The sequence below is a fragment of the Streptomyces sp. NBC_00358 genome (assembly GCF_036099295.1).
Lineage (GTDB): Bacteria > Actinomycetota > Actinomycetes > Streptomycetales > Streptomycetaceae > Streptomyces.
This window is the reverse complement of the sequence record NZ_CP107976.1, coordinates 9100315-9122449: the sequence shown is the minus strand read 5'-3', so window position 1 is coordinate 9122449 and position 22135 is coordinate 9100315. Positions and strand designations below refer to the sequence as shown.

Genomic DNA, 22135 nt, shown 5'->3' with positions numbered 1-22135 from the left:
GGAGTCGGCGTGGGGTGCGCGTCCCCGCTCCACGCCACCACTGGACGGCTTCAGGCGCAGCCACGGGTCGGCGCATCCGGACGCCGACGACCCCGTGTGGCGCGTCCCGCCGGGCAGCGAAAGGGATGCGCCGTGCCTTCGGCTTCGGCGAACTACCGTAAATTGCTGCGCACTTCGGGCGCCGCCGCCTTCTTCCTTCCTGCCGCTGTCGGGCGTCTGGGTATCGCCATGACGGGGATCGGCATCGTCTGGCTGGTGCACGCGCGCACCGGGTCGTACGCCGCCGCGGGTCTCGTCACCGGTGGATTCGCTGTCGCGGACGCCGTCGCCGGACCTCAACTCGGGCGCCTTGTCGACCGGTTCGGGCAAGCGCGGGTGCTTCCCTGCGTGCTGGTCGCGCATGCCGGGGCGGTGGCGTCGCTGCTCGTCGGTGCCGTTCCGGACCTCGTCGCCGGAGTGTTCGTCGGGGCGACTCTGCCCCAACTCGGTGCCCTGTCCGCCGCTCGCTGGTCCACCCTGCTGTCCGGGGAACGGGCGGCCTCGCTGCCCACCGCCTTCGCACTGGAGGCCCTCGCCAACGGCGTGGCCTACCTGGCAGGCCCGGCCCTGGTGAGCGTCATCGGTTCGGCGGGGCGCCCGGGTGCCGGGGTGCTGCTGGCCGCCGTATTCGTCGTCGGCGGCGGACTCGCCCTCGCCGCCCAGCGCCGCACCATGCCGCCCTTCACCGACCGCGCGGAAAGCCGGCGCGCCGGACGGGCCCTGTTCCACTCCGCATTCCTGCGGCAGGTCGCGCTCGGCCTTGGGCTCGGGGTGTTCTTCGGCGCGATGCAGGTGTCCGTCGCCGCGTATGCCGTCGGACGCGGTACGCCGGACGCGGCGGCGCTGCTGTACTTCGCCTCGAACTGCACGAATCTGGCGGGTGGCTGGGTCTACGGAGCATGGCGCGACGGCGGTTCACCCCGGCGCCGCCAGGCCGCGGCCGCCGCCTGCCTCGCCCTCGCGAGCCTCCCTCTGACCTTCCTCGACGCGCCCCTCGCGGTCGGCGTCACCCTTGCCGTGACCGGACTTGCCGTGCCGGTGCTGCTGATCCTCGCCTCCGTCCTCACAGAGGCGTCGGTCCCGCGCGCCGTCCTCACCCAGGCGTTCACCTGGGGCAACTCCGCGAGCGCGGCAGGAACGGCGGGGGCCGCTGCGGTCACGGGGCGGGTGGTGGACGCGGGCGGTGCGCACGGCGGGTTCGGTGTGGCAGCGGGGGCCGCGGTGGTGATGACGGTCCTGACGCTCGGCGGTCTGCGCGACTCGTCACCGGACGTGCCGAAGTCGTCCACGCCCGGGGAAACCACGGTGTCGACCCGCCGGGGCGGTTCAGGCTGCCAGCCCGGGTCATAGGCATCCGGGATTCAAACTGAGAAACTCTGTCGGGTCTTGACGCCCGGCTACGAGAACAGACATCGGACGAAGATCACTCCTGCTTCGTCGACATCGCCCAGTTCATGGCCGACCTGCCTGTCGATCAGACTTCCGCAGTCCGGTGGCTCGACCCTGAACAGCACACCCGCAGCCGCTGGCGTGGCCTGGTCAGCGCCCGGCAGGTGCACCTGCACACCGGGCGCTGACGAAAGAAGGGGGCCGTTTCCCGCAGGAAACGGCCCCCAGCGCCCGAGGCGGCGCGGGTTGATGATGATCTCCGAAAAAAGGGCCAGTGCTGCTCTTCACTCCTCAGGCGGTTGCCGCTGGCACCTGAGACGGGAGTTCTGCCGCGGGCCCAGCGCAGTCCAAGTAGGGTCCTGGCATGCCGTCTTCCACTCCCCCGAAGCAAGCCACGCCTCGGGGCGTGCTCTCGTCGCTGCCGCGACCGCGTACACGTCGCCAGCGGCTCACCACGGCTCTCGGCTGCAGTCTCGCCGTGATCGCCGGTGGTACGTGGCTTCTGCTGGGCACCGGACCCCGACCCGGCGACCACGCCCCCATGGCCATATGCTCCATCGACGGCTTCACTCTGACTCTGCGGGCCGACCTGGACGCTGACGGACACCTGGACGAGATCAACGAGGTCACCAGTTCAGTGGTCTTCCAGAAAGACGATCACCGGACCATTGTCAAAGTCGACGCTGCCCGCGGATCCTGGCAGAAGCTGCGAGGCGCATGGAGGAAGGACATGAGGACGCGGGGAGCCTTCGGCGACTTCGACGGCGACGGTTACCTCGACCTGGCCGTCTTCTACAGCCAGCGCGACAATGGCGACTCACCGCAGCACAACATGGTGGTGCATGAGGTGCATTACGGGCCTCTCGCCCGCGACCTGAGCAGCGACCGGACGGGCACCATCCGTATCGGGTCATCGTCGTTCGTGTACGAAGCACGGGCCGTCGACACCAACCACGACGGCCGCGCCGAGCTGGAGGTCTTCCAGTCGACCGGGGACGGCGCCGTCTCCCGCCGCATCGGCCGACAGGACAGGGGCGGCGTGTCCGTGAGCCGTGAGGAGACCGGATTCTACGGGGAGTCGGACTTTCCCTCCCGCGCCCCCGATGCCCTCGGCTACGGCGCCTGCGAAGGTCGCTAGCGTCCGCGCCGACGGACTCCCCCGTGCGGAGCTGCAGCGAGCAAGTCCGTCCTGCCCATGAGTACCAGGTGCGGAGATTCCGAAAGCCTCATCAGGGTCAGGTGGGGTTCAGCGGAGTAATGCCGGTACCCGCGTACAGCTCGGGTTCCAGCGACAGGACCGTGATCGGCTCTCCCGCCTTCACCGCGTGCCAGGCGATCGCAGCAGCGTGGGCCACCGGCCAGTCCACGTTTCTCCAGGGCGGACATGACCTGCTGGAAAACGGGTGTGTCGTTGGCCTGACCCGGGGTGAGGACAAAGCACAGCGGGCGGCAAGCGGCTGTCCACCGCGAGGTGGATCTTGGTGGTCAGCCCGCCGCGGGAGCGTCCGATGGCGTGGTGGTCTGGTTCGTCGGCCGGGGCCCCTTCTTTCGGGCCCCGGCTGCGTTCTGATGGGCGCGCACGATAGTGGAGTCGACCGAGACGACCCAATCCAGGTCGCCTTCGGCGTCGGCCTGGGCGAGCAGGGCAGTGAAGACGCGCTCCCAGGTGCCGTCGATCGCCCGGTTCCGCAGCCGGATGTAGACGCCCTTCCACGATCCGTACTCGCTGGGCAGGTGTATCCACTGCGAACCGGTCTGGAACGCCCAAGCGATCGCGTCGATCACCCGGCGGTGATCACGCCACCGCCCGCCCCGCTTCGGCGTCCGATCCGGCAACAACGGCTCTATGCGCGCCCACTGCGCGTCAGTCAACGGCACGACCGGACCAACGATCCGATGATCGGAAAGTGGCGGTCATCCGGCCCGGGTGATTCGGCCACACTGGTGCGATGAACTTCGGGGCGGGGCTTGGCGAAGGTGGCTGGGACGATGACGGAGCCCTCCGGGCTGCGCTAGGACGTACGGCCGAGGGGCTCGGGCTTGACCTGCCCGAGTCGGACGGGAAATGGGGTCGCCTCGCAGAGTACGTCGACGCGAGGAACGGTCGGCGCGTGATGGTGTATCCGCCCGGAGAAGGGCGTCGGAATCTCCAGGTGAACCTCCAGGACAACGGCACACATCTGGCCTGCGGGTGGACCGCAGACCTGGCCGAAGCGGTCAGAGCGACAGCGGCGTGGACGGGCGGCGCGGGCCTCGAGGAGACCAGAGCACGCGCCCCGTTCATCCGCTTCAGGCCCTGGGCCCTCGTCCACGAGCGGGAGCCGTTCGGTGTGGTCGAGTTGACGTGGTGCGCCAAACTCGACCGCATCCACATGCCGCCGTACGACCGGCACCCGCGCCCCCACTCGGTGCTGGCGGCGGCGTACGCCCAGCCGGTGCTCCGCCAGCTGATGCCGGTCAACAGTCACTTCAGCCTCTGGTTCTCCACCAGTGTCGAGGAGTTCTGGAAGACGCGGGTCGGGTACATCATCTGCCCGTACGACGAGGGGCTGTACGGGGTGCGGAACGGAGGCATGCTGGTTGCGCGCACCGAGACGCCGGAGGAAGCCGTCGCTTTCGTGGTGGCCGCCCTCCCGGAGGGGTTGGGGCCGGCGAGCTGAGGCTGGAGACTGCGGGCAGCGCGTGGGGCTTTGCAGCATCATCCAACACCCGCAGTGGCACCTGCCGTTCACTGAAGGTGCCCTGGCTGAACTGATGACGGCCCGTCCGGGGCCCTGGCAACCGCGACCCGGGCTGAGGGCAGCCGCAGAGCCTCCCGTGGGGAGCCGGGAGGAGCGGCGGGCCCCCGCGCCAAGAGCACAGCTCAGGCGGGACCCGAGGGGTGATCCCAGCCTGAGGAGGACACAGGATGGGCTCACGCACACCTTGCACCTAAAACCAGCCACAGCAATAGATGGCGGCTGGAAGTATTCGTCCGGGGACCCGAGTTCTGCCCGGAGCGCCGGCGGTCATGCGGCCTCAGTCAGACGGCTCGGGTGCCTGCGGCCGTCGCCGGAGTCGCCCCGTCCTTGCACTGCGGGCTCCAACGACGCGGACGGTGTACGGGGTTGAGGCGGTGTGCTGCGAGCGGGGCGCGGTGGGATGAACGGGCCTCGCGGTCGGCGGTCCCGGAACCATCGTCGGCGTGTGCTGCCGCGGACCGGGAAAGCAGACGGCCCGGGTCGGAACAGACGAGAATGGAAGGGCTTCCAATCGCTTCAAGGATGCGGTGACAACAGCGGTGACAAGAAGGGGCAGATGATGAGAGAGGTCTCGCCGCCGGGACGGCCGACGCTCGACGAGGTGGCCGTGCTCGCCGGGGTCTCCCGCTCCGTCGCGTCCCGGGTGCTGAACAACGCCCCTCATGTCAGCCGCGCCAAACGCGAAGCGGTCGAGCGGGCGGTACGGGACCTGGGATACGTGCCGAACCCGAAGGCCCGGGCGCTGGCCACCCGGCAGGCGGGGGCGGCGGCCCTCGTCATCTCGCAGCACGACCCCTCGGTGCTCGCCGACCCCTTCTTCGGGCAGGTCATCGCCGGGGTCTCCAGCGCCTTGGAGGAGGCCGACCTGCATCTCATGCTGTGCCTGGCCGCCTCCGACCGTGCTCGCAAGCGGGTGGGCGACCTGCTGCGGTCCCGCGGCGTGGATGGCGTGATGATGATGGCGCTCCACGGCGACGACCCTTTGGCGCAGATGGCGACGGAGACGACTCTGCCGGTCGTCTTCGGCGGACGGCCAGGAGGCTCGGACCCGCGCTGGTACGTCGACATCGACAATGCCGCGGGCGCGCGCCGCGCGACCGAACATCTCCTCGCGAGCGGACGGAAGAACATCGTCACCATCTGCGGCCCGTTGGACACGGAGGTGGGGCGCGCCCGCCACCAGGGTTACCGGGAAGCGCTGCTTCTCGCCGGGCGGACACCGCACGCTTTCGAGATCGGCGACTTCAACGAGCCCAGCGGGGCTGCCGCCATGGCCAGGCTGCTGGCGCAGCACCAGGACGTGGACGGCGTGTTCGCGGCCAACGACAACATGGCCGTGGGGGCGCTGCGGGCGCTGCGCGAGGCCGGCCGCTCCGTTCCGCACGACGTCGCCGTCGTAGGCTTCGACGATCTGCCGGTGGCGCGGATCACCGACCCCGCGCTGACGACGGTGCACCAGCCGATCCGGGACCTGGGACGGGAGATGGCCCGCATGCTGGTCGGTGTCATCGAGGGCGGCGATCCGAGTCCGCTGCTGCTTCCCTCGCATCTGGTGGTGCGCGCCAGCGCCTGACCCGGACGGCCCGCCTTCACGGCGCCCCGCACGAGGTGGGGGCCACAGCAAGGTGGCGGCCACCCAGGAGGACGGCCGCCTGGTCGGGTCAGGTCACGGGTAGTACGGCGTGTACGTGATCGAGGAGACCTTCAGGTAACGGGCGCCGTCCGTTGTCGCCCAGGTCGAGGCGTTCGGATTGCCCGGCCAGTCGCCTCCCACCGCCGTGTCGACGATGAAGTGCATCCCGGTGCCGGCCGGGGTGGTGTAGGGCTTCGAGCCCGTGATGGTGCCGTCCACGGCGAAGTCGACGTGATCGGGCCACCACGTGAACGAGTACGTGTGGAACGCGTTGGTCCAGCCCGAGGAGTTGTTCTTCGAGTACTGGGTCTGCGCGTTGTTCTGGTCGTGGAGCGTCTGGAACACGGTGTTCGGGTTCTGCCCGACGATCTCGGCGGCGTCGAACTCCGGCAGCCACGGGTTCAGGTAGGCCGCCCACACCGCCGGGAGCAGCCCCTGCCCGCTTGGCATGTTCGCGGTGAAGCTGTAGGTGCCGTAGCCGTAGAGCGCCTTCGACTCCACGCGGCCCGAGTAGTACGTGCCGTCGGCGGCCTTGTAGGTCTTGATCATCAGTGTGCCGCCGTCGTACCAGACGCAGTTCGGCGTGTACGTCTCCAGCTCGTTGTTGGGGGTCCACCTCCCGTTGATGGTGTTCCACGAGTTGACGGTCTGGGGGCTTCCCCAGGAGCTGGCGTGTGCCGAATGAGCCGCGAGCGGAAGCAGCAGGCACGCCGCCAACAGCGTGACCGCGCTCCGGACCGACTTGAAGAGAGTAAGTGGCATGGTGAGCTCCATTGCTCGGGGTCGTGGGGGATTTTTGGAAGCGCTTCCAATGCCGAGGAGGCGCCTCCCTCCGACAGGCGCGGCATGCGCGCCGGTGCCGGACCGACACGGAGCCACGCCTTTGACGGTGAACATGGCAGCGCCGTAACACGCTGTCAATGGGTTCGACTTCAACTGTTGAACTGATGGAGGTCGATCACTTCACCGGACGAGCTCGAATGAAGTTCCCGCCGCATCAAGCGAGATGGGAGATGCCCAGCGAGTTCGACACCTGAAGGCAAAGGGGCGCCGTACGGCCTCCCTCGACCGGTCGGCCACCGACCGCTCGGCGGACACGACTCCCCGTCAGCCGTTTGTACACATCGGCGTCGTGAGCCTTGACACCGTCCCCTGGGCGCTCAATCATCACTGAAAACTGGAAGCGCTCCCAAAAGTCAATCACCCCCGACCCGCGCTCCGCTGACAGTTCGTCACGCGATCCGCGAGCCCCGGTTGCCGCCGTCCGCGCAGCCGCCCGGCACACCCCCCACTCACGACAAGGAGACTCCGCCCCATGATCAAGGGCAGACCGCTCCGCCGACTGGCCCTCCTGGCCTGTGCGGCGGCTGTCATGGTGACGGGCCTGTCCCCCGCCGCCCAGGCCACCCCCAGGGCGACACCGAGCCGCACACTGGACAGCTCCACCCGCTTCTACGTCGATCCGCACAGCGAGGCCGCCCACCAGGCCCTCACCGACCTGCGGGCCGGGCACATCACCGACGCGCGGAACATGGCCGAACTCGCCACCTGGCCGGAAGCGATCTGGCTGACCGACGGAACACCCCGGCAAGTCGGCGCACGGGTCAAGGACTTGGTCCGGGACGCGAGGGCGACCCGCTCCGTCCCGCTGCTGGTCCTGTACAACATCCCCGGTCGCGACTGCGGTTCGTACTCGACCGGCGGCGCGGCGGACTCGGCCGCCTACGACGCGTGGGTGAAGGCGGTAGCCGGCGCCATCGGCACGAGCAAGGCCGTCGTCATCGTCGAACCGGACTCGCTCGCGCTGCTCCCCAAGGACTGCGGACCCACCACCGACCCGACGGGCTCGCTCACCACCGCCCGGATCGCCGAGGTGAGATCGGCGGTAGGCACCCTGGGGGCCGACCCCGCCACCTCCGTCTACCTGGACGCCGGCACCAGCAACTGGCAGCCCGTCGGCGAGATCACCGGCCGGCTCCTCGACGCCGGCCTGCGACAGGCCCAGGGCTTCGCCCTCAACGTCTCGAACTACCAGCCCACCGACCAGCTCAACCGGTACGCCACGTGGGTGTCCAAGTGCGTCTGGTTCGCCACGAGTTCAGCCGACGCGGCCGGACCGGCCAGCCGATGCGCCAGCCAGTACTACTCCTCCGCCGCACCCAACGACGGACTCCCGGGCGACGCGGTCGAGTTCGCCGATCCCTCGACCTGGCACTGGACAGACGCCTGGTACGACAACAACGTGGGCACACCCCCCACCGACCGGCTCACCCACTACGTCCTCGACACCAGCCGCAACGGACTCGGCGCGTGGACGGCGCCGCCCGGCAAGTACACCGACGACGAGCACTGGTGCAACGCCCCCGGCCGCGGAGTCGGCGACCGCCCCACGACCGACACCGGCGCCCCCTTGGCCGACGCCTACCTCTATGTGAAGACCATCGGCGAGTCCGACGGCACCTGCCACCGCGGCACGGCCGGGCCGGGCGACCCCGAGTACGGCGGCGTGGAGGACCCGCCCGCCGGCGCCTGGTGGCCGGACTTCGCCCACACCCTCGCCCGCAACGCCAGCCCACCAATGACGTTCAACTACCCTCGCTGACAGGGCTTTTCGGACCCCACCAGCGCACTGTCAGACACCGGCCCTCGGAACCCCCTCCGGCCCGTCCGTACCCCGGGCGGGCCGGAGGGAACGCTCCGCGCCGGATGTGGCCGGGGGCCGGGGTTCCTACCCTTCGGCAACAGCCCCTCCTGTACCGCGGATGGCGCGCCCGTCGTCGTGCCCGCCAGCGATCATTACAGACCGTGATCTACTTCTGGTCACGCTGCCGATCAACGAGAAGCCGGGGCCATGACCGATCACTGCTGCGAGGCGATGACCAGCCGCGTGAACGTGCACTGCGACCAGCACGACGACCCTTTCGCCTGCCCGGACGCACTCGTTGACTTCAGTGCCAAGTTCCAGGAGTACGGACTGATCGTCCATGACGGCGGCACGTCGAGCATCACGATCGACTTCTGCCCCTGGTGCGGACGACGCCTCCCCGAGTCGCAGCGCGACCGATGGTTCGACGAACTGGAGCGGCGCGGGATCGATCCTTGGGAGGACGAGGTGCCCGCCGAATTCCAGGACGACCGCTGGCTCCGCTCACTGCACCAGAAGTAACGAACCAGCAGCCTCCCCGATCAGGCGGAGGCGAAAGCCTCCTCGGGGACACCGTCGAGGACGAATCCGTTGTCGAGCCGGACGCGGACCGTCACGCGGAGCATTCGTTGCTGATAGGCGACCCACTGCTCTTCCAGGGCCTCCACCTGCTCGTCCAGTTGCTTCCTGCTCGCCGACGGCATCTGGTGGCCGAAGTCGTCGCGAAGCGACTTGAGGCGCAGGTACTCACGGACCTCGTGGCTCTGCTGCCGGTGATGCTCGTCGACATGCTCGACAGTGCCCTCGACGCCTGCTGCCAGGGCCAAAGAGCCGGCGAAGGCGCCCGTCTCCTCCGAAGGCTCCCCGGCCGGGGTCACCGACCCGGCCAACCGGAGATCGGCCGCCAGCCGCACCCGTTGGCCCACGTTCAGTGTCATCGATCCTTCGTCTTCCTCGTCGGTCACCGGCGATCCGGTCCGCGTGGCGTCGCCAGGCGGACCGAAGAGGACAGGATCATCCCACCTCCGCCCCCGGACCCGACACGATCCAAGGCCTCGCCGACCGGACCCGGCGCGGGACTGGGGTCGCGCGCCCGCCCCGTCCGTGACCTTCCGCCGGGCCTCGGCCAGATGGACGAGCGCTGCACCTCTCGCAACTGGATCCTTCGCGATCAGCCCGAACGCCCAACCTCACAGCTGTCCCGTAATCGTCGCTTCGTGCCGGCTGGGCCGGACTCAGGAGCTTTCCGAGGTGGAGGCGCGATCAGCCACCCTCTGGACGGCGGGGATCAGGTCTGCGATCCGTTCGAGCTGGTCGCGCTGGGAGTGCAGGTCCAGGGCACCGAGGCGGGCGACGATGTGCCGAGCACCGGCGGCGACGTACCGTCCCAGGCTTTCAATCACCTGTTCCGCGGAGCCGGTGACAACTGCCTGGATCTTTTCCAGCTCCTCCAGTGGCATTCCGTATGTGGCCCGCGCGTAGTCGTCCAGTGCCCGACGGCCGCTCTCGATGTCGTTGTCGATCCGTACCGAGACGAATAGCGCGGGGGTGATGTCCTCGGTCGCACGTCCGGCGTCGGCCGCCGCTTTGTGGACATTGCGGAGGCCGGATGCGTAGTCGGCGGGGTCAGACGGGTAGGGCAGCCATCCGTCGTACAGTCGGCCAGTGCGGGCCAGCGCTGCGGGTGTCGCGCCGCCGAGCCAGATGGGTGGACCGCCTGCTCGGGACGGCCTGGTCGTGGGCGGGATGCCATCGAACCGGAGGATCTCGCCGTGGAAGGCGTCGGCGCCGTCCCACAGGGCCCGCCACAGCGCGACAGTCTCGTCCAGGCGGGCGAAGCGCCTTTCCCACGGCAGCTCGGACAGCGTGTAGAGGGGCCGCCCGAATCGGCCGGGGAAGCCGGCGCCGACGGTCACGGTGAGTCGGCCACCGGACAGCAGGTCGATCGACGCAAGTGACTGCGCGGCCTGGATCGGCCGACGGAGGAACGGCATCAGTGCGGCTGTGCCCAGCGTCACGGTCTCGGTCACCGGGGCGAGTGCGGCCAGCATCGTGAGCGCCTCGATGCGCGGGCTGATCAGGGAATCGTTGGCGAAGAGCGAGGAGAAGCCCGAGCGTTCGGCGTACCGGCCGAAGGCAATCAGCTCGCGGGGGTCGTCGGCAGCGCCCCACTGGGCGGTTCCGGTCGGAAGGAGTACACCGATGTCCATGTCGGCAATGGTCACGACCGGTGCGAGTGGCGACAATTCCCTGCGGGGAATGGCCTGGGACCCTCCGACGCCGTTACAACAGGCCCGTGGACTTTCCTCGTACGCTTCGTGAACGTCGTACCCGCCGTCATGTCAGCCGGCTCGACCTGGCGCTGCGAGCGGGCACCACCCAGCGCCACCTCAGCTTCATTGAATCTGGCAGGTCTGTCCCGGGCCGGAACATGGTCGTGCGCCTGGCCGAGTCGCTGGAGCTGCCGCTGCGGGAGCGCAACGAGTTGCTGCTGGCCGCCGGATACGCGCCCGCCTACCCGGAGAGCTCACTGGACGATCCGGTGCTGGCCCCGGTGCGCACTGCGATCGACCATATCCTCCGCGGGCATCTGCCGTATCCGGCGCTGGTTGTGGACCGGGGCGGTGACCTGATCGCCGCGAACACCGCATTCGACCTGATCACCGAGGGCGCCGCTGCCGAGCTGGTGGGTCCGGGCGCCAATATTTACCGCCTGGCACTGCATCCCGACGGCCTGGCTCCCCGTATCCTCAACCTCGCCGAGTGGGCGCGCCACATCTTGGCGCGCCTTGGCCATCTGGAGGAGTTGCGCGCCGAGCTCACCGGGTACGTTCCCGAGCTGGAGCCGTCCGCCGGGCAACTCGGTTTCGCGGTGCCGCTCCGCCTGCGGTCCTCGTACGGTGAGTTGCGCCTGATGACGACCGTGACGACCTTCGCCACCGCCGTTGACGTGACACTTGCCGAGCTGAAGCTGGAGGCGTTCCTCCCGGCCGACCCGGCGACGGCCGAGGCTCTCTCCGCAGCCGCCGGGGCAATGGCTCGCGCTGCCGCCGGTCCGGAACCCGGGAACATGTAATCGGTCTTGATGCGGCCGTTGTCGTCGAGTACGAATCCCCGGTTCTCGGTCCGTGGCCGACCTTCCGAAGCTCAGGTGCGTGATCGCGCCGTATCAGAGGGCACCGGCACGGCTGCCGCACCGGGTGGGCGGCCGGCCCGTCCCTCGACCGGGCTGTCGCCCGTACCTCTGCGCTGACCGTCTCTCGTCATTCGTTTCCCTTGCCTTTCCCACGTGCCGTGCGGGGAGACCAGCGCCGCCCGCACACCTCCAGCCAGCGCAGATCGGCCTGAAGACGGAGGGCGATCCCCTCCAGCAGCAGCCAGGCCTCCGAGTCCGTGTCATGAGTAGGGGCGGCGCGCTGGGCCTCGCCCAGGCTGTGCATCAGCTCCCGCCGCCGGGCGTCCACGAGTGCGAACGGATCGGCCAGCCCCGACTCGGCGGCAGCCACCAGCTTCAGATGGAACTCCGGCACATCCGCTCTGGGCCCGACGCTCTCGGCCATCCACGCGACAACCCGCTCCTGGCCGGCCGCGGTCAGCGCATACACCTTGCGCCGCGGGCCACGCACCGGCGCGTCCTCACGCTCCAGGACCACCAGACCCGCCTTCTCGAGCCGGGTGAGCGTCACATAGATCTGCCCCGCGTTCAGCGTCTGCCCCAACGGCCCGAGCGCCGCCACCAACCGTCGGCGCAGGTCGTACCCGTGCGACGGTTCCTTCGTCAGCAACGCCAGCAACACGTCCTGCACGGACCGCTCTCCCGTCCGACCCCCATATAGATAGCGGTTAGCTAAATGCTGCGCCAAACCGGCAGGGCGTGACGCCCCCTCAGGAGTCGGCGGGCAGCATGGACCTGGAAGTCCTGCAGCGTTCCGTCACGTGAAGTCCGGGCGTGCGTGGCCGAGTTGCCGGGGGCCACTGTCGGCCTCCGCACGCCGCTCGCTAGCATCTCTGGTCATGAAGAGGCGGGGGTGGCGGCTGGGTGCCGTGGCAGTGCTGGTGGTGATCTGCTTCTCCGGTGCGGGACAGCCGGAGGTCATCCGTACGTCGTCGGACGTCGGCCCCCTGCCTGGCGACCGCTACGACTACACGCCCCAGGACTACCAACGATGGCAGCGGGCATCGGCGTTGCTGGTCCGGCAGTGCATGGCGGAGCGTGGCCACCCTGACTTCCCGCTCGACCCCCGCTACCCCAGCGACCCCGTCGTCGCCACCGCAGTCGGCACCGACTACGGCGCCCTGGATCTCGTCACCGCACGCCGCTGGGGCTACGGCTGGGACCCGGCGAAATCCGTGGCCGCCCGGCCGAAGGGCCGCCGGATGACCAACACCGAGTATGCGGACTTCCCCGCCTGCAACGCCGCTGCGGACCGGCGGCTGATGCGCGGCATCGACCTCAAGCGGGACTGGCTCTACGCAAACTCACGGGCGATCGAGGTCGACAAGGCGGTCAAGCACGACCGGCGCCTGCGCGCGGCTTGGGACACATGGTCGCGCTGCGTGGCCGGACAAGGATTCACGCGCTATCCCGACCCCGTCGCGGCGTTCACGGACACCGCCTGGCAGCGGGGCAGTGACGGCAACACCCGGCATACGCAGCGGGAGCGGTCCACCGCCGTCGCGGACGTCACCTGCAAGCGCCGCCACCATACGGCCGAACTGTGGCACAGCGTACGGGCGCAGAAGCAGGCCGCGGACATCAGACGGCACCACGAGCGCTACGCCGCCGGACTGCAGGCACTGCGGACGTACAGGGCCAGCATCACCGAGGTGCTGCGAAAGCTCGGATAGGACTTGTCCGGTCGATCACCGTCTCACCTGTTCCGGCGGGGTCACCTGGCTCTGCTGTCGCGTGCCGATCAGGCGATGGCACGTCTTACGATCGGTCCGTGATGGATACCCCGACGTATTGGACCGTGCGCCACTTCTCGCAGGCCAACCCCGCCGGCCCTGGCTGCGACAGTGTTCCGGCCCTCCTTCGGCGGCTGGCGGATGCCATCGAGGAGTTGGGCCCCGCCGAGATCCAGGACGTGGTGATCGAGTCGGAGATGACCGAGCACGGCCCCTGGCGATCGGGGACCGTCTATTTCCACCTGCCTGAGGACGAGCACTGATTTTGGCCTTCCCGCTCAGATCGTCATCGTGGTGAGCGGCACACCCCCGGCAGCGGCCGCCTCCTCACCTCGGATGCGGACTCGTTCACGTTGTCGGGTGGCAAGGACGTCGCGGTGGCGGGCGTTCTGATGGGGACGACGGTTCGAGTCGGACAGGGTGAACTGCCGCAACTCCGACGCGACCTCTATGCAGTTGGCAGTCCGGTGTCACCGAGTGCGGGCAGCGGGAGCAGCAAGCGGGCATACGGTGCGTGGATGCCAAGTGTGTGCGGGGCGGGCGAGTTGGAGATTTGTCTGAGCTCCCGCCAGGAGAGTCCGGGGCCCGCCTGGAGTCCGTAGAGCGTGGCCGTGCCCTCGGCTTTGGAGTGTGGAATGAGGCACGGCTGCGGCCCGCCCGACGGGCGGGCCGCAGCCTTTTACGTGCGCGTCGCTGGTCAGGGGGCGACGATGCCTTCGCCGCCGACGCCGCCCGGTACGGTCCGGGAGCCGAGGCGGGTGAGTGAGCCGTTGTGGTTGACCGCGAACTCGTCGACGATGCCGTTGACTCCCGTCTGGGCGTAGAGGTAGCGCCCGTCCGGAGTGGTTGCGGCGTCGACGGTGCCGGGGTTCGTGGGCGTGTTACCCAGGGGGGTCAGCCGACGGCCGTGGTCGGAGGCGCGGAAGCCGCTGAGGGTCGAGCTGCCCGCGTTGGAGGCGTAGAGCAGGCTGCGGGCGGCGACGATCCAGCAGGTGGCCGACTGGCCCGTGGCCGCGAACGCCTCCTGCGATGCGGTGCCGTCGCGGTGGATGGTGAACGTCGCGACGGCGTTCGTCCCGGCCTCGGCCAGGAACAGACCGTGGCGGCCGTTGGGGACGAAGGCGAAGGGCACGGCACCCGGCAGGTTCGTGGTGACAGGGGAATGGGCCGGCGCGCCGGAGCGCTTCAGGTTGAAGACCAGAAGGTTGCTGCCGTTCGCCTTGGTGGTGACGACGAGCTGGGAACCGTCACCGGTGAAGCCCACCTGGCCCGGGGTGTTGGTGAACTGGGGCGTCGCGTTCGGGTCGAGTCCCAGGGCGCGGTTCCGTCCGGCCTGTTCGTCCAGGCGTCCGTGGCGGATCGTGTAGCCCTGGATCGAGCCGCCGTCCAGTGCGTTGAGTACGTACACGTCGTCGTCATGGACGGCGACGCTCACCGGGAAACGGCCGCCGGAGTCGACGACCTGCCGCAGCTTCAGGTGGTCGCCGTGCACCGAGAACACGGAGACGGTGTCGCTGCCGGCGTTGACGGCGTACAGCAGGGCGTGCCGCGGGTCGTAGGTCAGGGAGCCCTGTGAAGCGAGGTGGTCGGCGACCGATCCCTCCAGCACGCCTCCGAGACCGTCCGTGTCGTAGGTCCCGGCCTGGGTCAGCCGCCCGTTCTCCGCGCGCCGGTAGGCGATGATCTGGTTGCCCTCCGGGTTGTCGGTCTGGACGAAGACCGCATGGTGGCCGCCGCGTTCATGCCCGTCGCCGCCGCGCGCCGCGGCGGACACGGACGGAGTGCATACGGCTGCTGTGGCGAGCGCGGTCGCGACGGCCACGCCGAGACGAGTGATCTTCTGCACGATGTTTCTGCCTCCACAAGGGACCGGGATCGACGTCTCGCTGGAGGCCTGCGTCTCTGGTCGAGCCAGATCGGGCACCGTGGCCGCGAGCGGAGACGACATGGACGAGGACCGTGGAGGCGTGCACGCTCCGCCGAAGGCGTCCCGTGCCTGCGTCACCACTGTTCCTCGCCGACACGGTATGTGACGTTTTGTCTGAAATCGTGGACGTGCTGCGGTTCGGCGCTGCCGGGGTCGCGTGGTGATCGCTGCCGTATGGCTGCGGGTGCCCGTAGGCCTTCCGGCATCGACGCATCGACACACCGACGACCCGTCCGGTCGGTCCGCACCGGGCTTGCGCGGCCGACCCGGCACACTGACCTCGTGCGCAGATCTGCGGACCCTGATCATCAACCGAGTGCTCAGGCGGTCGGGGCGCGAGGCGACTCGCCGGTCACGTCGGTCCGGGCATCAACTTCTCCACCTGCTCCGTCGACAGAAAATCGAAGATCAGACGGCTGACCAGCTCGGGTTTCTCCAGCGGGAGGCCGTGCGAGGCGCCCGGCACAATCGCGAGCTGTCCGTCCGGCACCGTCGTGCGCATCGCCTCAAGGTGCTCGACCGTCACGAGGTCGTCATCCCCGGCCATGATCAGCGTCGGCGCGCTGATCGCCGCGAGGTCGCTGAGCTTCACCTCGGTCACGAGCAGCGCGGGAGCGATCTTGTCGAAGACGACCGGGAAGTGGTCCCGACCGTCCGGCGACAGGGCCGCGTACGCCTCGACGAGCATGGGTGGCAGGTGATCGACCGAGAGGTTGTCCATCATGGCCTGCGCCCAGGGGCGGCCGCCACTGATGTTCGCCGCGGTGCCGATCAGCACCAGTTTCCGGACCAGGTCCGGGCGGCGCATGGCGGCAATCAGGCCGACGTTGGCGCCATCGCTCCAGCCCACCACGTGCGCCGGTCCGATGCCCAGCGCCTCGATGAAGGCAATGGTGTCGTCGGCCATGATCTCGTAGGTGATCGGTCCCTCGACGTCCGGCATCCGCCCGTGTCCACGCCGCTCTGGGCTGTAGACGCGGAACCGCTCGGCGATCAGCGGGGTGAGCCCACCGCCGAAGACGTCGACGGTCGCGAACCCGCCGTGCAACATGACCAGCGGATCACCGGCGCCCTGGGCCTCGTAGTAGGTGCGCAGGCCACCAGCGACGACGTGATCCTTCACGATCTCGGTCTCTGTCCGGTCAGTCACGATGGCCCTGCCTCCTTGTTGCGGGTCGGAACTGATCATTCGTAAGACCGACGGGTCCCCTGGGGGCCAGCGGAAGGGCGCTCATGGCCCCGCCCTTCCGTTGGCCCGGCTCGTGGACGAGCGCCCGGAATGCGATAGGCGAAGACATACCCGCGAGGAAGCCGACCGAGCCAGAGGTCCCCCGAACGATGGAGTGCCGCGCCGACCGCGGCCTCCAGCGGAGCTGGGGCTTCCGCGTCAGCGGGTCACGGGGGTCTGCGGGCTGGGCTCTCAGCGGGGCCGGCGGTACGTCCATCCCTTCTGCTGAGGCACGAGGACCTGGCGGGTAACCCAGTCCGGGCCGGTACCGCCGAACTGTGCGGTCACCCTCTCGGGCTTGAGCCGGTCTCCCTTCGCGTGTCGGTGTCAGTGGGCGCGGGTGCGCCCGTTCTTGTACTGCTCGTCGGTGATGTGCTCCAGCCAGGCGGTCTCGGGACGGTCGTCGTCGGGGGCAGTGCCGTCCCACAGGGCGAGGTGCTGCATGAACCGGTCCCCGGTGGCGCCGTGCCAGTGCTCCTGACCGGGCGGGCAGCTGACCGTCTCTCCGGGGTGGGCCTCGTTGACGGTTCCGTCGCGGGTGCCGATCAGGGCGATACCAACGGCAGCAGGCCCGACGATCCGCTTCTACGCCGCGCGTCCCCGCTCGACGCGGGTGTCCGGGCCGGTGGCGGACCGAACTTCCAGGGTCAGTTCGATGCCCCGGTCGGTGACGACCGCGTGTGTGGCGTGCGGGAAGTCGAAGACCCAGGCCATCCCCACGTACGGCACGGCCCGGTACACGATCTCCTTCGCTTCCACCGGCGGTGGCCGGTCACCGGGGCACGCCGTCGGAGCGGGGCCAGGCCATCCGGGATTACGGGGCGGCGGGCGCTCGGACACGCTGCGACACCATCAACCCTGCCCTTTCGCGGCCGCCGCAGGCCGGCCGGGATGTTCCAGGGGGTGACCAGCGGGGGTGTGACAGGGCCCCTCTCGGCACGTATGTCCCAGCGGCGGCCGAGAGACACTGGCTGCATGGCACCCGAGCAGCACAGCAGCGGCGACGAGCTGGCACGCTTCCTGCGCGCCCGCCGCACCCAGACCAGCCCCCAGGCAGCCGGGCTGACCCCCGGCCCCGGCGTGCGTCGCACCCCGGGGCTGCGCCGCGAGGAACTGGCCACGCTCGCCGGGGTCAGCATCGACTACTACACCCGCATGGAACGCGGGAAGGAGACCCGCCCCAGCCCGGCGGTGATCGACGCTCTCGCCCGGGCCCTGCAACTCGACGACGCCGAGCACCAGCACCTGCGTGACCTGGTCGTCCGCGCCGCACGCTACGCACCCCGGGCCACCCCTGCGCCGAGCCGCGCCGTGCGCCCTCACGTGAGGCTGTCGCTGGAAACCATGCGGCCGAGCCCGGCCTACGTCGTCAGCCGCAGCATGGACGTCCTCGCCCACAACCCCGGCGGCCTCGCCCTGTACGCGGGTATCGAGGAATGGCCGGCCACTCAGCGCAACCTCGGCCGCTACCTCTTCCTCCATCCCGCCGCCCGCGAGGTCTTCCCCGACTGGGACAACCAGATCCGGCACTGTGTCGCCCGTCTGCGTGCCCTTGCCGGAACGGATCCGGACGCCCCCGACCTCACCCAGCTCGTCGGCGAGCTGCTCCTGAAGAGTCCGTCCTTCGCCGGGCTGTGGGAGCGCTACGAAGTCACGGGCCGCAAGGTCACCTCGAAGACCTTCCAGCACCCCCAGGTCGGCAGGATCACCCTCGCCTTCCAGGGCATGGCACTTGAGGGCACCCCCGGCCACCGCCTCGGCGTCTACACCGCCGAACCCGGCACCCCCGACCACGACGCCATGCTCCTGCTCGACATGACCGCCCCCCACACCGCCGAGCCGGCACCCTCCCAGCAGAACGGGTGACCCGACGGGAGCTGTCCCACGGCTCCCACGGGTCTTGCCCAAGGCCGCGCGAGCGGTCTCCTGCACCTTGGCGACGTCCGTGCGGTGGTCGGCGGAGCCCACGGCATCGACGCCCGGCACGGCGAGAGCGGAGAGGGCCAGGGCGCCGGAGACGGCGGCCGCGGTGGTACGTATCCGCATGCGCTCCCCAAGTCGGGAAAGGGGCCCCGGCGGTCGTCTGACGGCTCGTCATCACAGGGGCCCGCGTGATCGTGGAGTCTGTTGACCCACCTGATCAGTGCCTCGGCACGGACGATCGGTTGCACGGGAGATGAGACTTTATGCGGCCATGACCACCGGTCCCCCAGGCCAACTGCCGCACACGGGACCGCTTTTGACTACGGCACTACGGCGCTACGGCACTTACGCGGTCGGCTCCACCGGGGGGTTCGTCGGCCCGGTCGAGGCGGGCCGCCCCACCCTGGCGGCGCCAGCCCGCGATCCGGCGGCCGGCCCCGTCAGCGTACGCAGGCGAAGCTCGACGCGCTGTCCGGATCGCCCGATCGGTAGTCCGGCCAGTCCGGATATTCGCACAGGGGTCGAGTGCGGTTGTGGAGGACGTCGGCCACGATCGGATTCGTGGGCGCGTGTCCGTTCTCGGCCCAGCGTTCGAGCGCGGAGAGCGAGTCCCAGCCGGCGGCGAACGTCGGCGTGCCGAAGTTCGCGTGGTTCGCCCCGGGCACGACGTAGTACCGCATGAATCCGCGGGTCGCCCGCGAGCCCAGCAGGTCGCGGACCCGTCCGTAGTAGTCGCTCGTCGACCTGGAGGAGACCAGCTCGTCCGCGGCACCGTGGAGCAGGATCAGCTTGCCGCCCGCGTTGGCGAACGGGCGCAGATCCGCGTCGTTGCGATCCTGGATCGTGGACAGGTGGCTGATCCGGTCGAGCCACTTTCCGGGATGCCGGGGGTCCACGTCCAAGGAGTTGTGGTGCGGGTCCCGTGTCAGGAAGTACTTGACCCACTGCTCCCAGTACTGCAACCCGTAGCCGCTCGTCACCGGCATGGGATCGGCCGGCGCGGTTGTGCCGAATCCGAGGAACGGGGTTCTCATGTCGGCCCCGGAGAGGAACGGGAAGCCCGGGTACGCGGTCTCGCCGCTGGCGATCCGGTAAGGCCACCTGAACGGGGAGGACATGGCGACCACGGCCCTGATCTGGGGATCCGACAGACAGGTCGGACCGGTGTCGGCGCCACCCTGGCAGCGCAGCACATGAGGGTCGAAGTGGCAGCCGTCCGGGTTCGAGATGACATGGTCCTCGACACCGTCCAGAGCGTCACACGCGGCGATGACCCCGTCGTAGAGGAGTGTCTGCTTCGCCGGTCCGGGGAAGGCGCCGGGGCGGGACAACACCTGCGCCAGGTACCCCAGGTCCAGGCCCTCGCTGAGATTGTTCCAGGCGGGAAAGGCCGAGATCACGCCGTCGAACGCCGTCGGCCACCGCTGGGCGACGACGAGGGCTTCACGACCGCCTGTCGAGCCTCCCGAGAAGTAGACCTCGGCGGGGCGCGTCCCGTAGGCGTGCCGGATGAGGAACAGGCTCGCGTCGCGGGTCTTCTTGAGTGCGTCACCGGCGGCGAAGTTGTCGAGGGCCTCGTCGTTGACGCCGAACGACCCGTCGAGTGACGGCGGGGCGACCGGGTTCTGCTGGTGGCCGGAGTCGCCGGCGAAGGTCGCATAGCGCCGGGCCAGGGGCACCGGCTGGTCCGTCGGGCCGAACGGCACGTTCTGCGCGAGGTCGGGAATGGTTCCGTTGTAGCCGCCGCCACCGAACATCATCGCCTTACGATTCCAGTCGTACGGCAGGTCGACACGCATCTTGATGGGCGGCGCGGACGGATCGACGGGAAAGATGTCGGCGTCGACCTGGCAGTACTTGACCGTTTCGCCACTCACGCGACCGGTCATGACCGAGACCGCCTCCACGCGACCGCCGGTTGTCGGCAGGCTCATCACCGATGCCGGGATCGGCATCCGGTCCAGCCCGGCGCACTGCGGCACCGTCGTCGCGTAGCCGGCCTCGACCGAGGCGCGGACGTCGGTCGAGGTCGGCGCGGCCGTGGGTTCGGCCCCGAGGAGTCGGACGACGCCTGCGAGCAGAACCATGGCCGTCGGCACGGTGAGCCGACGAATCCTTGTGCCCCTTGCCGATGTTCTGCTCACGTTGGCCTCTTTCCCGGATCTCGAAGGCATGGAGGACCGCATTTTCCCCGGCCGCCTCGAACTCGTGCCGGCTCTGGAGCGGTCCCGGGGGCTGCGCGGTGCGGACGGCCCGGTCTCCGGCTCGCAGCCGGGCCGGCCGGGGACCCGCTCGGCGCCGGACATCTCAGCGGTAGAGGTGCGTGCCCGGGATGGCGTGCGGATCGTCACGGACCTCGGCGGGGTTCGTCTCGGGCAGGAACCACGCGCTGGCGGTGGTGATCAGCCCCATGACCGTGATGTAGGCGGCGACCGGCATGGTGCTCCCGGTCTTGGCGATCAGTGCTGTCATGAGGAACGGCGTGCCGCCGCTGACGATGATCGCGGAGAGCTGGTAGGCAAGGGACGCGCCCGAGTAGCGGACGCCGGGTGCGAAGAGCTCGCCGAGGAAGCTCGCTATGGGGCCGTAGGTGAGGCACTGGAAGACGAAGCCCACCGTCACCGCGAGGAAGATCAGCGGCAGTGAAGCGGTGCCGACGAGCCGGAAGTACGGGAAGGCCCAGACGGCGACACCCAGACCACCGACCAGGATCAGCGGCCGACGGCCCACCTTGTCCGACAGGTGGCCGGACCAGGGCAGGACGAAGAGCATCGCCACGGAACTGACCAGCACGACCGCGAGCAGGGGGTTGCGTTCGAGTCCCAGCGTGTGGGTGCCGTAGCTGAGGAGCCCGGAGATGCTGACGTAGAAGAGGCTGTTGGTCGCCGAGAGGAGTCCGCAGCCGAGAAGGATGGTTCGCCACTTGTTGCGTACGACGTGGGCCAGCGGAGCCGGGACGACCGCGCTCTCCGGCCGCGACACCTCGCGCTGCAGCGCGCGGAACTCCGGGGTGTCCTCGATCTTGGCCTGGATGTAGAGGACCACCACGAACATCACGACGCTGACCAGGAAGGGGATGCGCCAGCCCCAGCTGAGGAAGGCGTCGTCCGGCATCAGGCCGCTGGCGGCCACGAAGATCAGGTTCGAGACGATCACCGCGACGGGGACGCTGGTCTGGCCGAATGTTCCGGCGAAACCTCGCCGTTTGGGGCCGGCGGACTCGGTGAGCAGGAGCATGATGCCGCCCCACTGGCCGCCGGCCGCGAGCCCCTGTACGAAGCGCAGAACGACCAGCAGCGTCGGAGCCAGCACACCGACGGTCCCCGCGCTGGGAAGGCAGCCGATCAGGAAGGTCGCAGCCCCCATGACCGCCAGGCAGGTGACGACGACCGGCTTGCGTCCGTAGGTGTCGCCGAGGTGTCCGGCGAGTACCCCGCCGATGGGACGGGCCACGAAGCCTGCCCAGAACGTGCTGAAGGCGAGGAGGGTCCCCATCAGAGCCGAGGAGTGCGGAAAGAACACATGGGGGAAGACCAGCGCGGCCGCGGTGCCGTAGAGGAAGAAGTCGTACCACTCGAGCGCACTCGCGACGAGTCCCGCGGCCATCAGCTTGCGCGAGGATCGGCTCCGGGTCGTGGAGGGGTCGGCGCCCGGGTGACTGCCGGACCGTCCTTCGGGTTGGGCGAGCGGAGTTGCCATAGAT

Annotated in this window: 20 protein-coding genes and 1 pseudogene; 10 read left to right on the top strand and 11 right to left on the bottom strand. The window is 69.5% G+C overall.

Annotation, left to right across the window (positions count from 1 at the left end):
- Positions 1–162 precede the first annotated feature (162 nt).
- On the top strand, positions 163–1389 hold the full coding sequence (locus tag OHT01_RS39220; RefSeq protein ID WP_328557879.1) for an MFS transporter: 1227 nt from the start codon (positions 163–165) through the stop codon (positions 1387–1389).
- A 769-nt stretch (positions 1390–2158) separates the two neighbouring features.
- Positions 2159–2566, top strand: coding sequence for an FG-GAP repeat protein (locus tag OHT01_RS39215; protein ID WP_328557878.1), 408 nt, complete (start codon positions 2159–2161; stop codon positions 2564–2566).
- 347 nt (positions 2567–2913) lie between these two features.
- Here OHT01_RS39215 and OHT01_RS39210 read toward each other — a convergent pair whose 3' ends face one another.
- On the bottom strand, positions 2914–3306 hold the full coding sequence (locus OHT01_RS39210) for an IS5 family transposase (RefSeq protein WP_328557877.1): 393 nt from the start codon (positions 3304–3306) through the stop codon (positions 2914–2916).
- Between the two features lie 275 nt (positions 3307–3581).
- On the opposite strand from OHT01_RS39210, the gene OHT01_RS39205 reads away from it, so the two are divergent.
- Positions 3582–4088, top strand: a complete 507-nt coding sequence (locus tag OHT01_RS39205) for a DUF6193 family natural product biosynthesis protein (protein WP_328557876.1) — start codon at positions 3582–3584, stop codon at positions 4086–4088.
- A 640-nt stretch (positions 4089–4728) separates the two neighbouring features.
- Positions 4729–5742 carry a LacI family DNA-binding transcriptional regulator gene (locus tag OHT01_RS39200; protein WP_328558420.1) on the top strand — a complete coding sequence of 338 codons (1014 nt, stop codon included), beginning with the start codon at positions 4729–4731 and terminating at the stop codon, positions 5740–5742.
- Between the two features lie 93 nt (positions 5743–5835).
- On the opposite strand, the gene OHT01_RS39195 is transcribed toward OHT01_RS39200, so the two are convergent.
- On the bottom strand, positions 5836–6564 hold the full coding sequence (locus OHT01_RS39195; RefSeq protein WP_328557875.1) for a glycoside hydrolase family 16 protein: 729 nt from the start codon (positions 6562–6564) through the stop codon (positions 5836–5838).
- A 553-nt stretch (positions 6565–7117) separates the two neighbouring features.
- Here OHT01_RS39195 and OHT01_RS39190 point away from each other — a divergent pair.
- Complete coding sequence (locus OHT01_RS39190; protein ID WP_328557874.1) at positions 7118–8404, top strand: glycoside hydrolase family 6 protein; 1287 nt, start codon at positions 7118–7120, stop codon at positions 8402–8404.
- 249 nt (positions 8405–8653) lie between these two features.
- On the top strand, positions 8654–8968 hold the full coding sequence (locus OHT01_RS39185; RefSeq protein WP_328557873.1) for a DUF6980 family protein: 315 nt from the start codon (positions 8654–8656) through the stop codon (positions 8966–8968).
- 20 nt (positions 8969–8988) lie between these two features.
- On the opposite strand, the gene OHT01_RS39180 is transcribed toward OHT01_RS39185, so the two are convergent.
- Positions 8989–9384, bottom strand: a complete 396-nt coding sequence (locus OHT01_RS39180; protein ID WP_328557872.1) for a hypothetical protein — start codon at positions 9382–9384, stop codon at positions 8989–8991.
- Positions 9385–9681: 297 nt separating this feature from the next.
- Positions 9682–10656 carry an LLM class flavin-dependent oxidoreductase gene (locus tag OHT01_RS39175; protein ID WP_328557871.1) on the bottom strand — a complete coding sequence of 325 codons (975 nt, stop codon included), beginning with the start codon at positions 10654–10656 and terminating at the stop codon, positions 9682–9684.
- Between the two features lie 86 nt (positions 10657–10742).
- Here OHT01_RS39175 and OHT01_RS39170 point away from each other — a divergent pair, with 86 nt between their 5' ends.
- Positions 10743–11522: a helix-turn-helix domain-containing protein gene (locus OHT01_RS39170; RefSeq protein ID WP_328557870.1), complete on the top strand. Its 780-nt coding sequence runs from the start codon at positions 10743–10745 to the stop codon at positions 11520–11522.
- Between the two features lie 187 nt (positions 11523–11709).
- Here the strand turns inward: OHT01_RS39170 and OHT01_RS39165 are convergent, their stop codons facing one another.
- Complete coding sequence (locus OHT01_RS39165) at positions 11710–12252, bottom strand: PadR family transcriptional regulator (RefSeq protein WP_328557869.1); 543 nt, start codon at positions 12250–12252, stop codon at positions 11710–11712.
- Positions 12253–12460: 208 nt separating this feature from the next.
- Here OHT01_RS39165 and OHT01_RS39160 point away from each other — a divergent pair, with 208 nt between their 5' ends.
- Together OHT01_RS39160 and OHT01_RS39155 are read left to right on the top strand one after the other, a co-directional pair.
- Positions 12461–13294 carry a hypothetical protein gene (locus OHT01_RS39160; RefSeq protein ID WP_328557868.1) on the top strand — a complete coding sequence of 278 codons (834 nt, stop codon included), beginning with the start codon at positions 12461–12463 and terminating at the stop codon, positions 13292–13294.
- A 101-nt stretch (positions 13295–13395) separates the two neighbouring features.
- The gene (locus tag OHT01_RS39155; RefSeq protein WP_328558419.1) at positions 13396–13617 is read left to right on the top strand and encodes a hypothetical protein; all 222 of its coding nucleotides are present in this window, start codon (positions 13396–13398) and stop codon (positions 13615–13617) included.
- Between the two features lie 434 nt (positions 13618–14051).
- Here OHT01_RS39155 and OHT01_RS39150 read toward each other — a convergent pair whose 3' ends face one another.
- The 4 genes and pseudogenes from OHT01_RS39150 to OHT01_RS39135 all read right to left on the bottom strand — a co-directional run bounded on the left by OHT01_RS39150 (position 14052) and on the right by OHT01_RS39135 (position 17268).
- Positions 14052–15200, bottom strand: a complete 1149-nt coding sequence (locus OHT01_RS39150; RefSeq protein ID WP_328557867.1) for a lactonase family protein — start codon at positions 15198–15200, stop codon at positions 14052–14054.
- Between the two features lie 433 nt (positions 15201–15633).
- The gene (locus OHT01_RS39145) at positions 15634–16470 is read right to left on the bottom strand and encodes an alpha/beta fold hydrolase (RefSeq protein WP_328557866.1); all 837 of its coding nucleotides are present in this window, start codon (positions 16468–16470) and stop codon (positions 15634–15636) included.
- A gap of 366 nt (positions 16471–16836) precedes the next feature.
- Positions 16837–17067, bottom strand: a pseudogene (locus OHT01_RS39140) (cupin domain-containing protein); the annotation flags it as partial.
- Positions 17068–17094: 27 nt separating this feature from the next.
- On the bottom strand, positions 17095–17268 hold the full coding sequence (locus OHT01_RS39135; RefSeq protein WP_328557865.1) for a hypothetical protein: 174 nt from the start codon (positions 17266–17268) through the stop codon (positions 17095–17097).
- Between the two features lie 216 nt (positions 17269–17484).
- Here OHT01_RS39135 and OHT01_RS39130 point away from each other — a divergent pair, with 216 nt between their 5' ends.
- Positions 17485–18375 (top strand): helix-turn-helix transcriptional regulator, encoded by an 891-nt coding sequence (locus OHT01_RS39130; RefSeq protein ID WP_328557864.1) that lies wholly within the window; start codon positions 17485–17487, stop codon positions 18373–18375.
- Between the two features lie 497 nt (positions 18376–18872).
- Here OHT01_RS39130 and OHT01_RS39125 read toward each other — a convergent pair whose 3' ends face one another.
- Both OHT01_RS39125 and OHT01_RS39120 read right to left on the bottom strand, forming a co-directional pair.
- Entirely contained in the window at positions 18873–20519 is a 1647-nt protein-coding gene (locus tag OHT01_RS39125; protein WP_328557863.1) for a tannase/feruloyl esterase family alpha/beta hydrolase, read from the bottom strand.
- Between the two features lie 220 nt (positions 20520–20739).
- On the bottom strand, positions 20740–22131 hold the full coding sequence (locus OHT01_RS39120) for an MFS transporter (RefSeq protein WP_328557862.1): 1392 nt from the start codon (positions 22129–22131) through the stop codon (positions 20740–20742).
- Positions 22132–22135 lie beyond the last annotated feature (4 nt).

Bases quoted from the DNA above. Each gene is read 5' to 3' on its own strand.
- OHT01_RS39215 (WP_328557878.1), top strand. From the start codon at position 2,159: ATGAGGACGCGGGGAGCCTTCGGCGACTTCGACGGCGACGGTTACCTC.
- OHT01_RS39200 (WP_328558420.1), top strand. From the start codon at position 4,729: ATGAGAGAGGTCTCGCCGCCGGGACGGCCGACGCTCGACGAGGTGGCC.
- OHT01_RS39195 (WP_328557875.1), bottom strand. From the start codon at position 6,564: ATGCCACTTACTCTCTTCAAGTCGGTCCGGAGCGCGGTCACGCTGTTG.
- OHT01_RS39190 (WP_328557874.1), top strand. From the start codon at position 7,118: ATGATCAAGGGCAGACCGCTCCGCCGACTGGCCCTCCTGGCCTGTGCG.
- OHT01_RS39185 (WP_328557873.1), top strand. From the start codon at position 8,654: ATGACCGATCACTGCTGCGAGGCGATGACCAGCCGCGTGAACGTGCAC.
- OHT01_RS39180 (WP_328557872.1), bottom strand. From the start codon at position 9,384: ATGACACTGAACGTGGGCCAACGGGTGCGGCTGGCGGCCGATCTCCGG.
- OHT01_RS39175 (WP_328557871.1), bottom strand. From the start codon at position 10,656: ATGGACATCGGTGTACTCCTTCCGACCGGAACCGCCCAGTGGGGCGCT.
- OHT01_RS39160 (WP_328557868.1), top strand. From the start codon at position 12,461: ATGAAGAGGCGGGGGTGGCGGCTGGGTGCCGTGGCAGTGCTGGTGGTG.
- OHT01_RS39155 (WP_328558419.1), top strand. From the start codon at position 13,396: ATGGATACCCCGACGTATTGGACCGTGCGCCACTTCTCGCAGGCCAAC.
- OHT01_RS39145 (WP_328557866.1), bottom strand. From the start codon at position 16,470: ATGATCAGTTCCGACCCGCAACAAGGAGGCAGGGCCATCGTGACTGAC.
- OHT01_RS39130 (WP_328557864.1), top strand. From the start codon at position 17,485: ATGGCACCCGAGCAGCACAGCAGCGGCGACGAGCTGGCACGCTTCCTG.
- OHT01_RS39125 (WP_328557863.1), bottom strand. From the start codon at position 20,519: ATGGTTCTGCTCGCAGGCGTCGTCCGACTCCTCGGGGCCGAACCCACG.
- OHT01_RS39120 (WP_328557862.1), bottom strand. From the start codon at position 22,131: ATGGCAACTCCGCTCGCCCAACCCGAAGGACGGTCCGGCAGTCACCCG.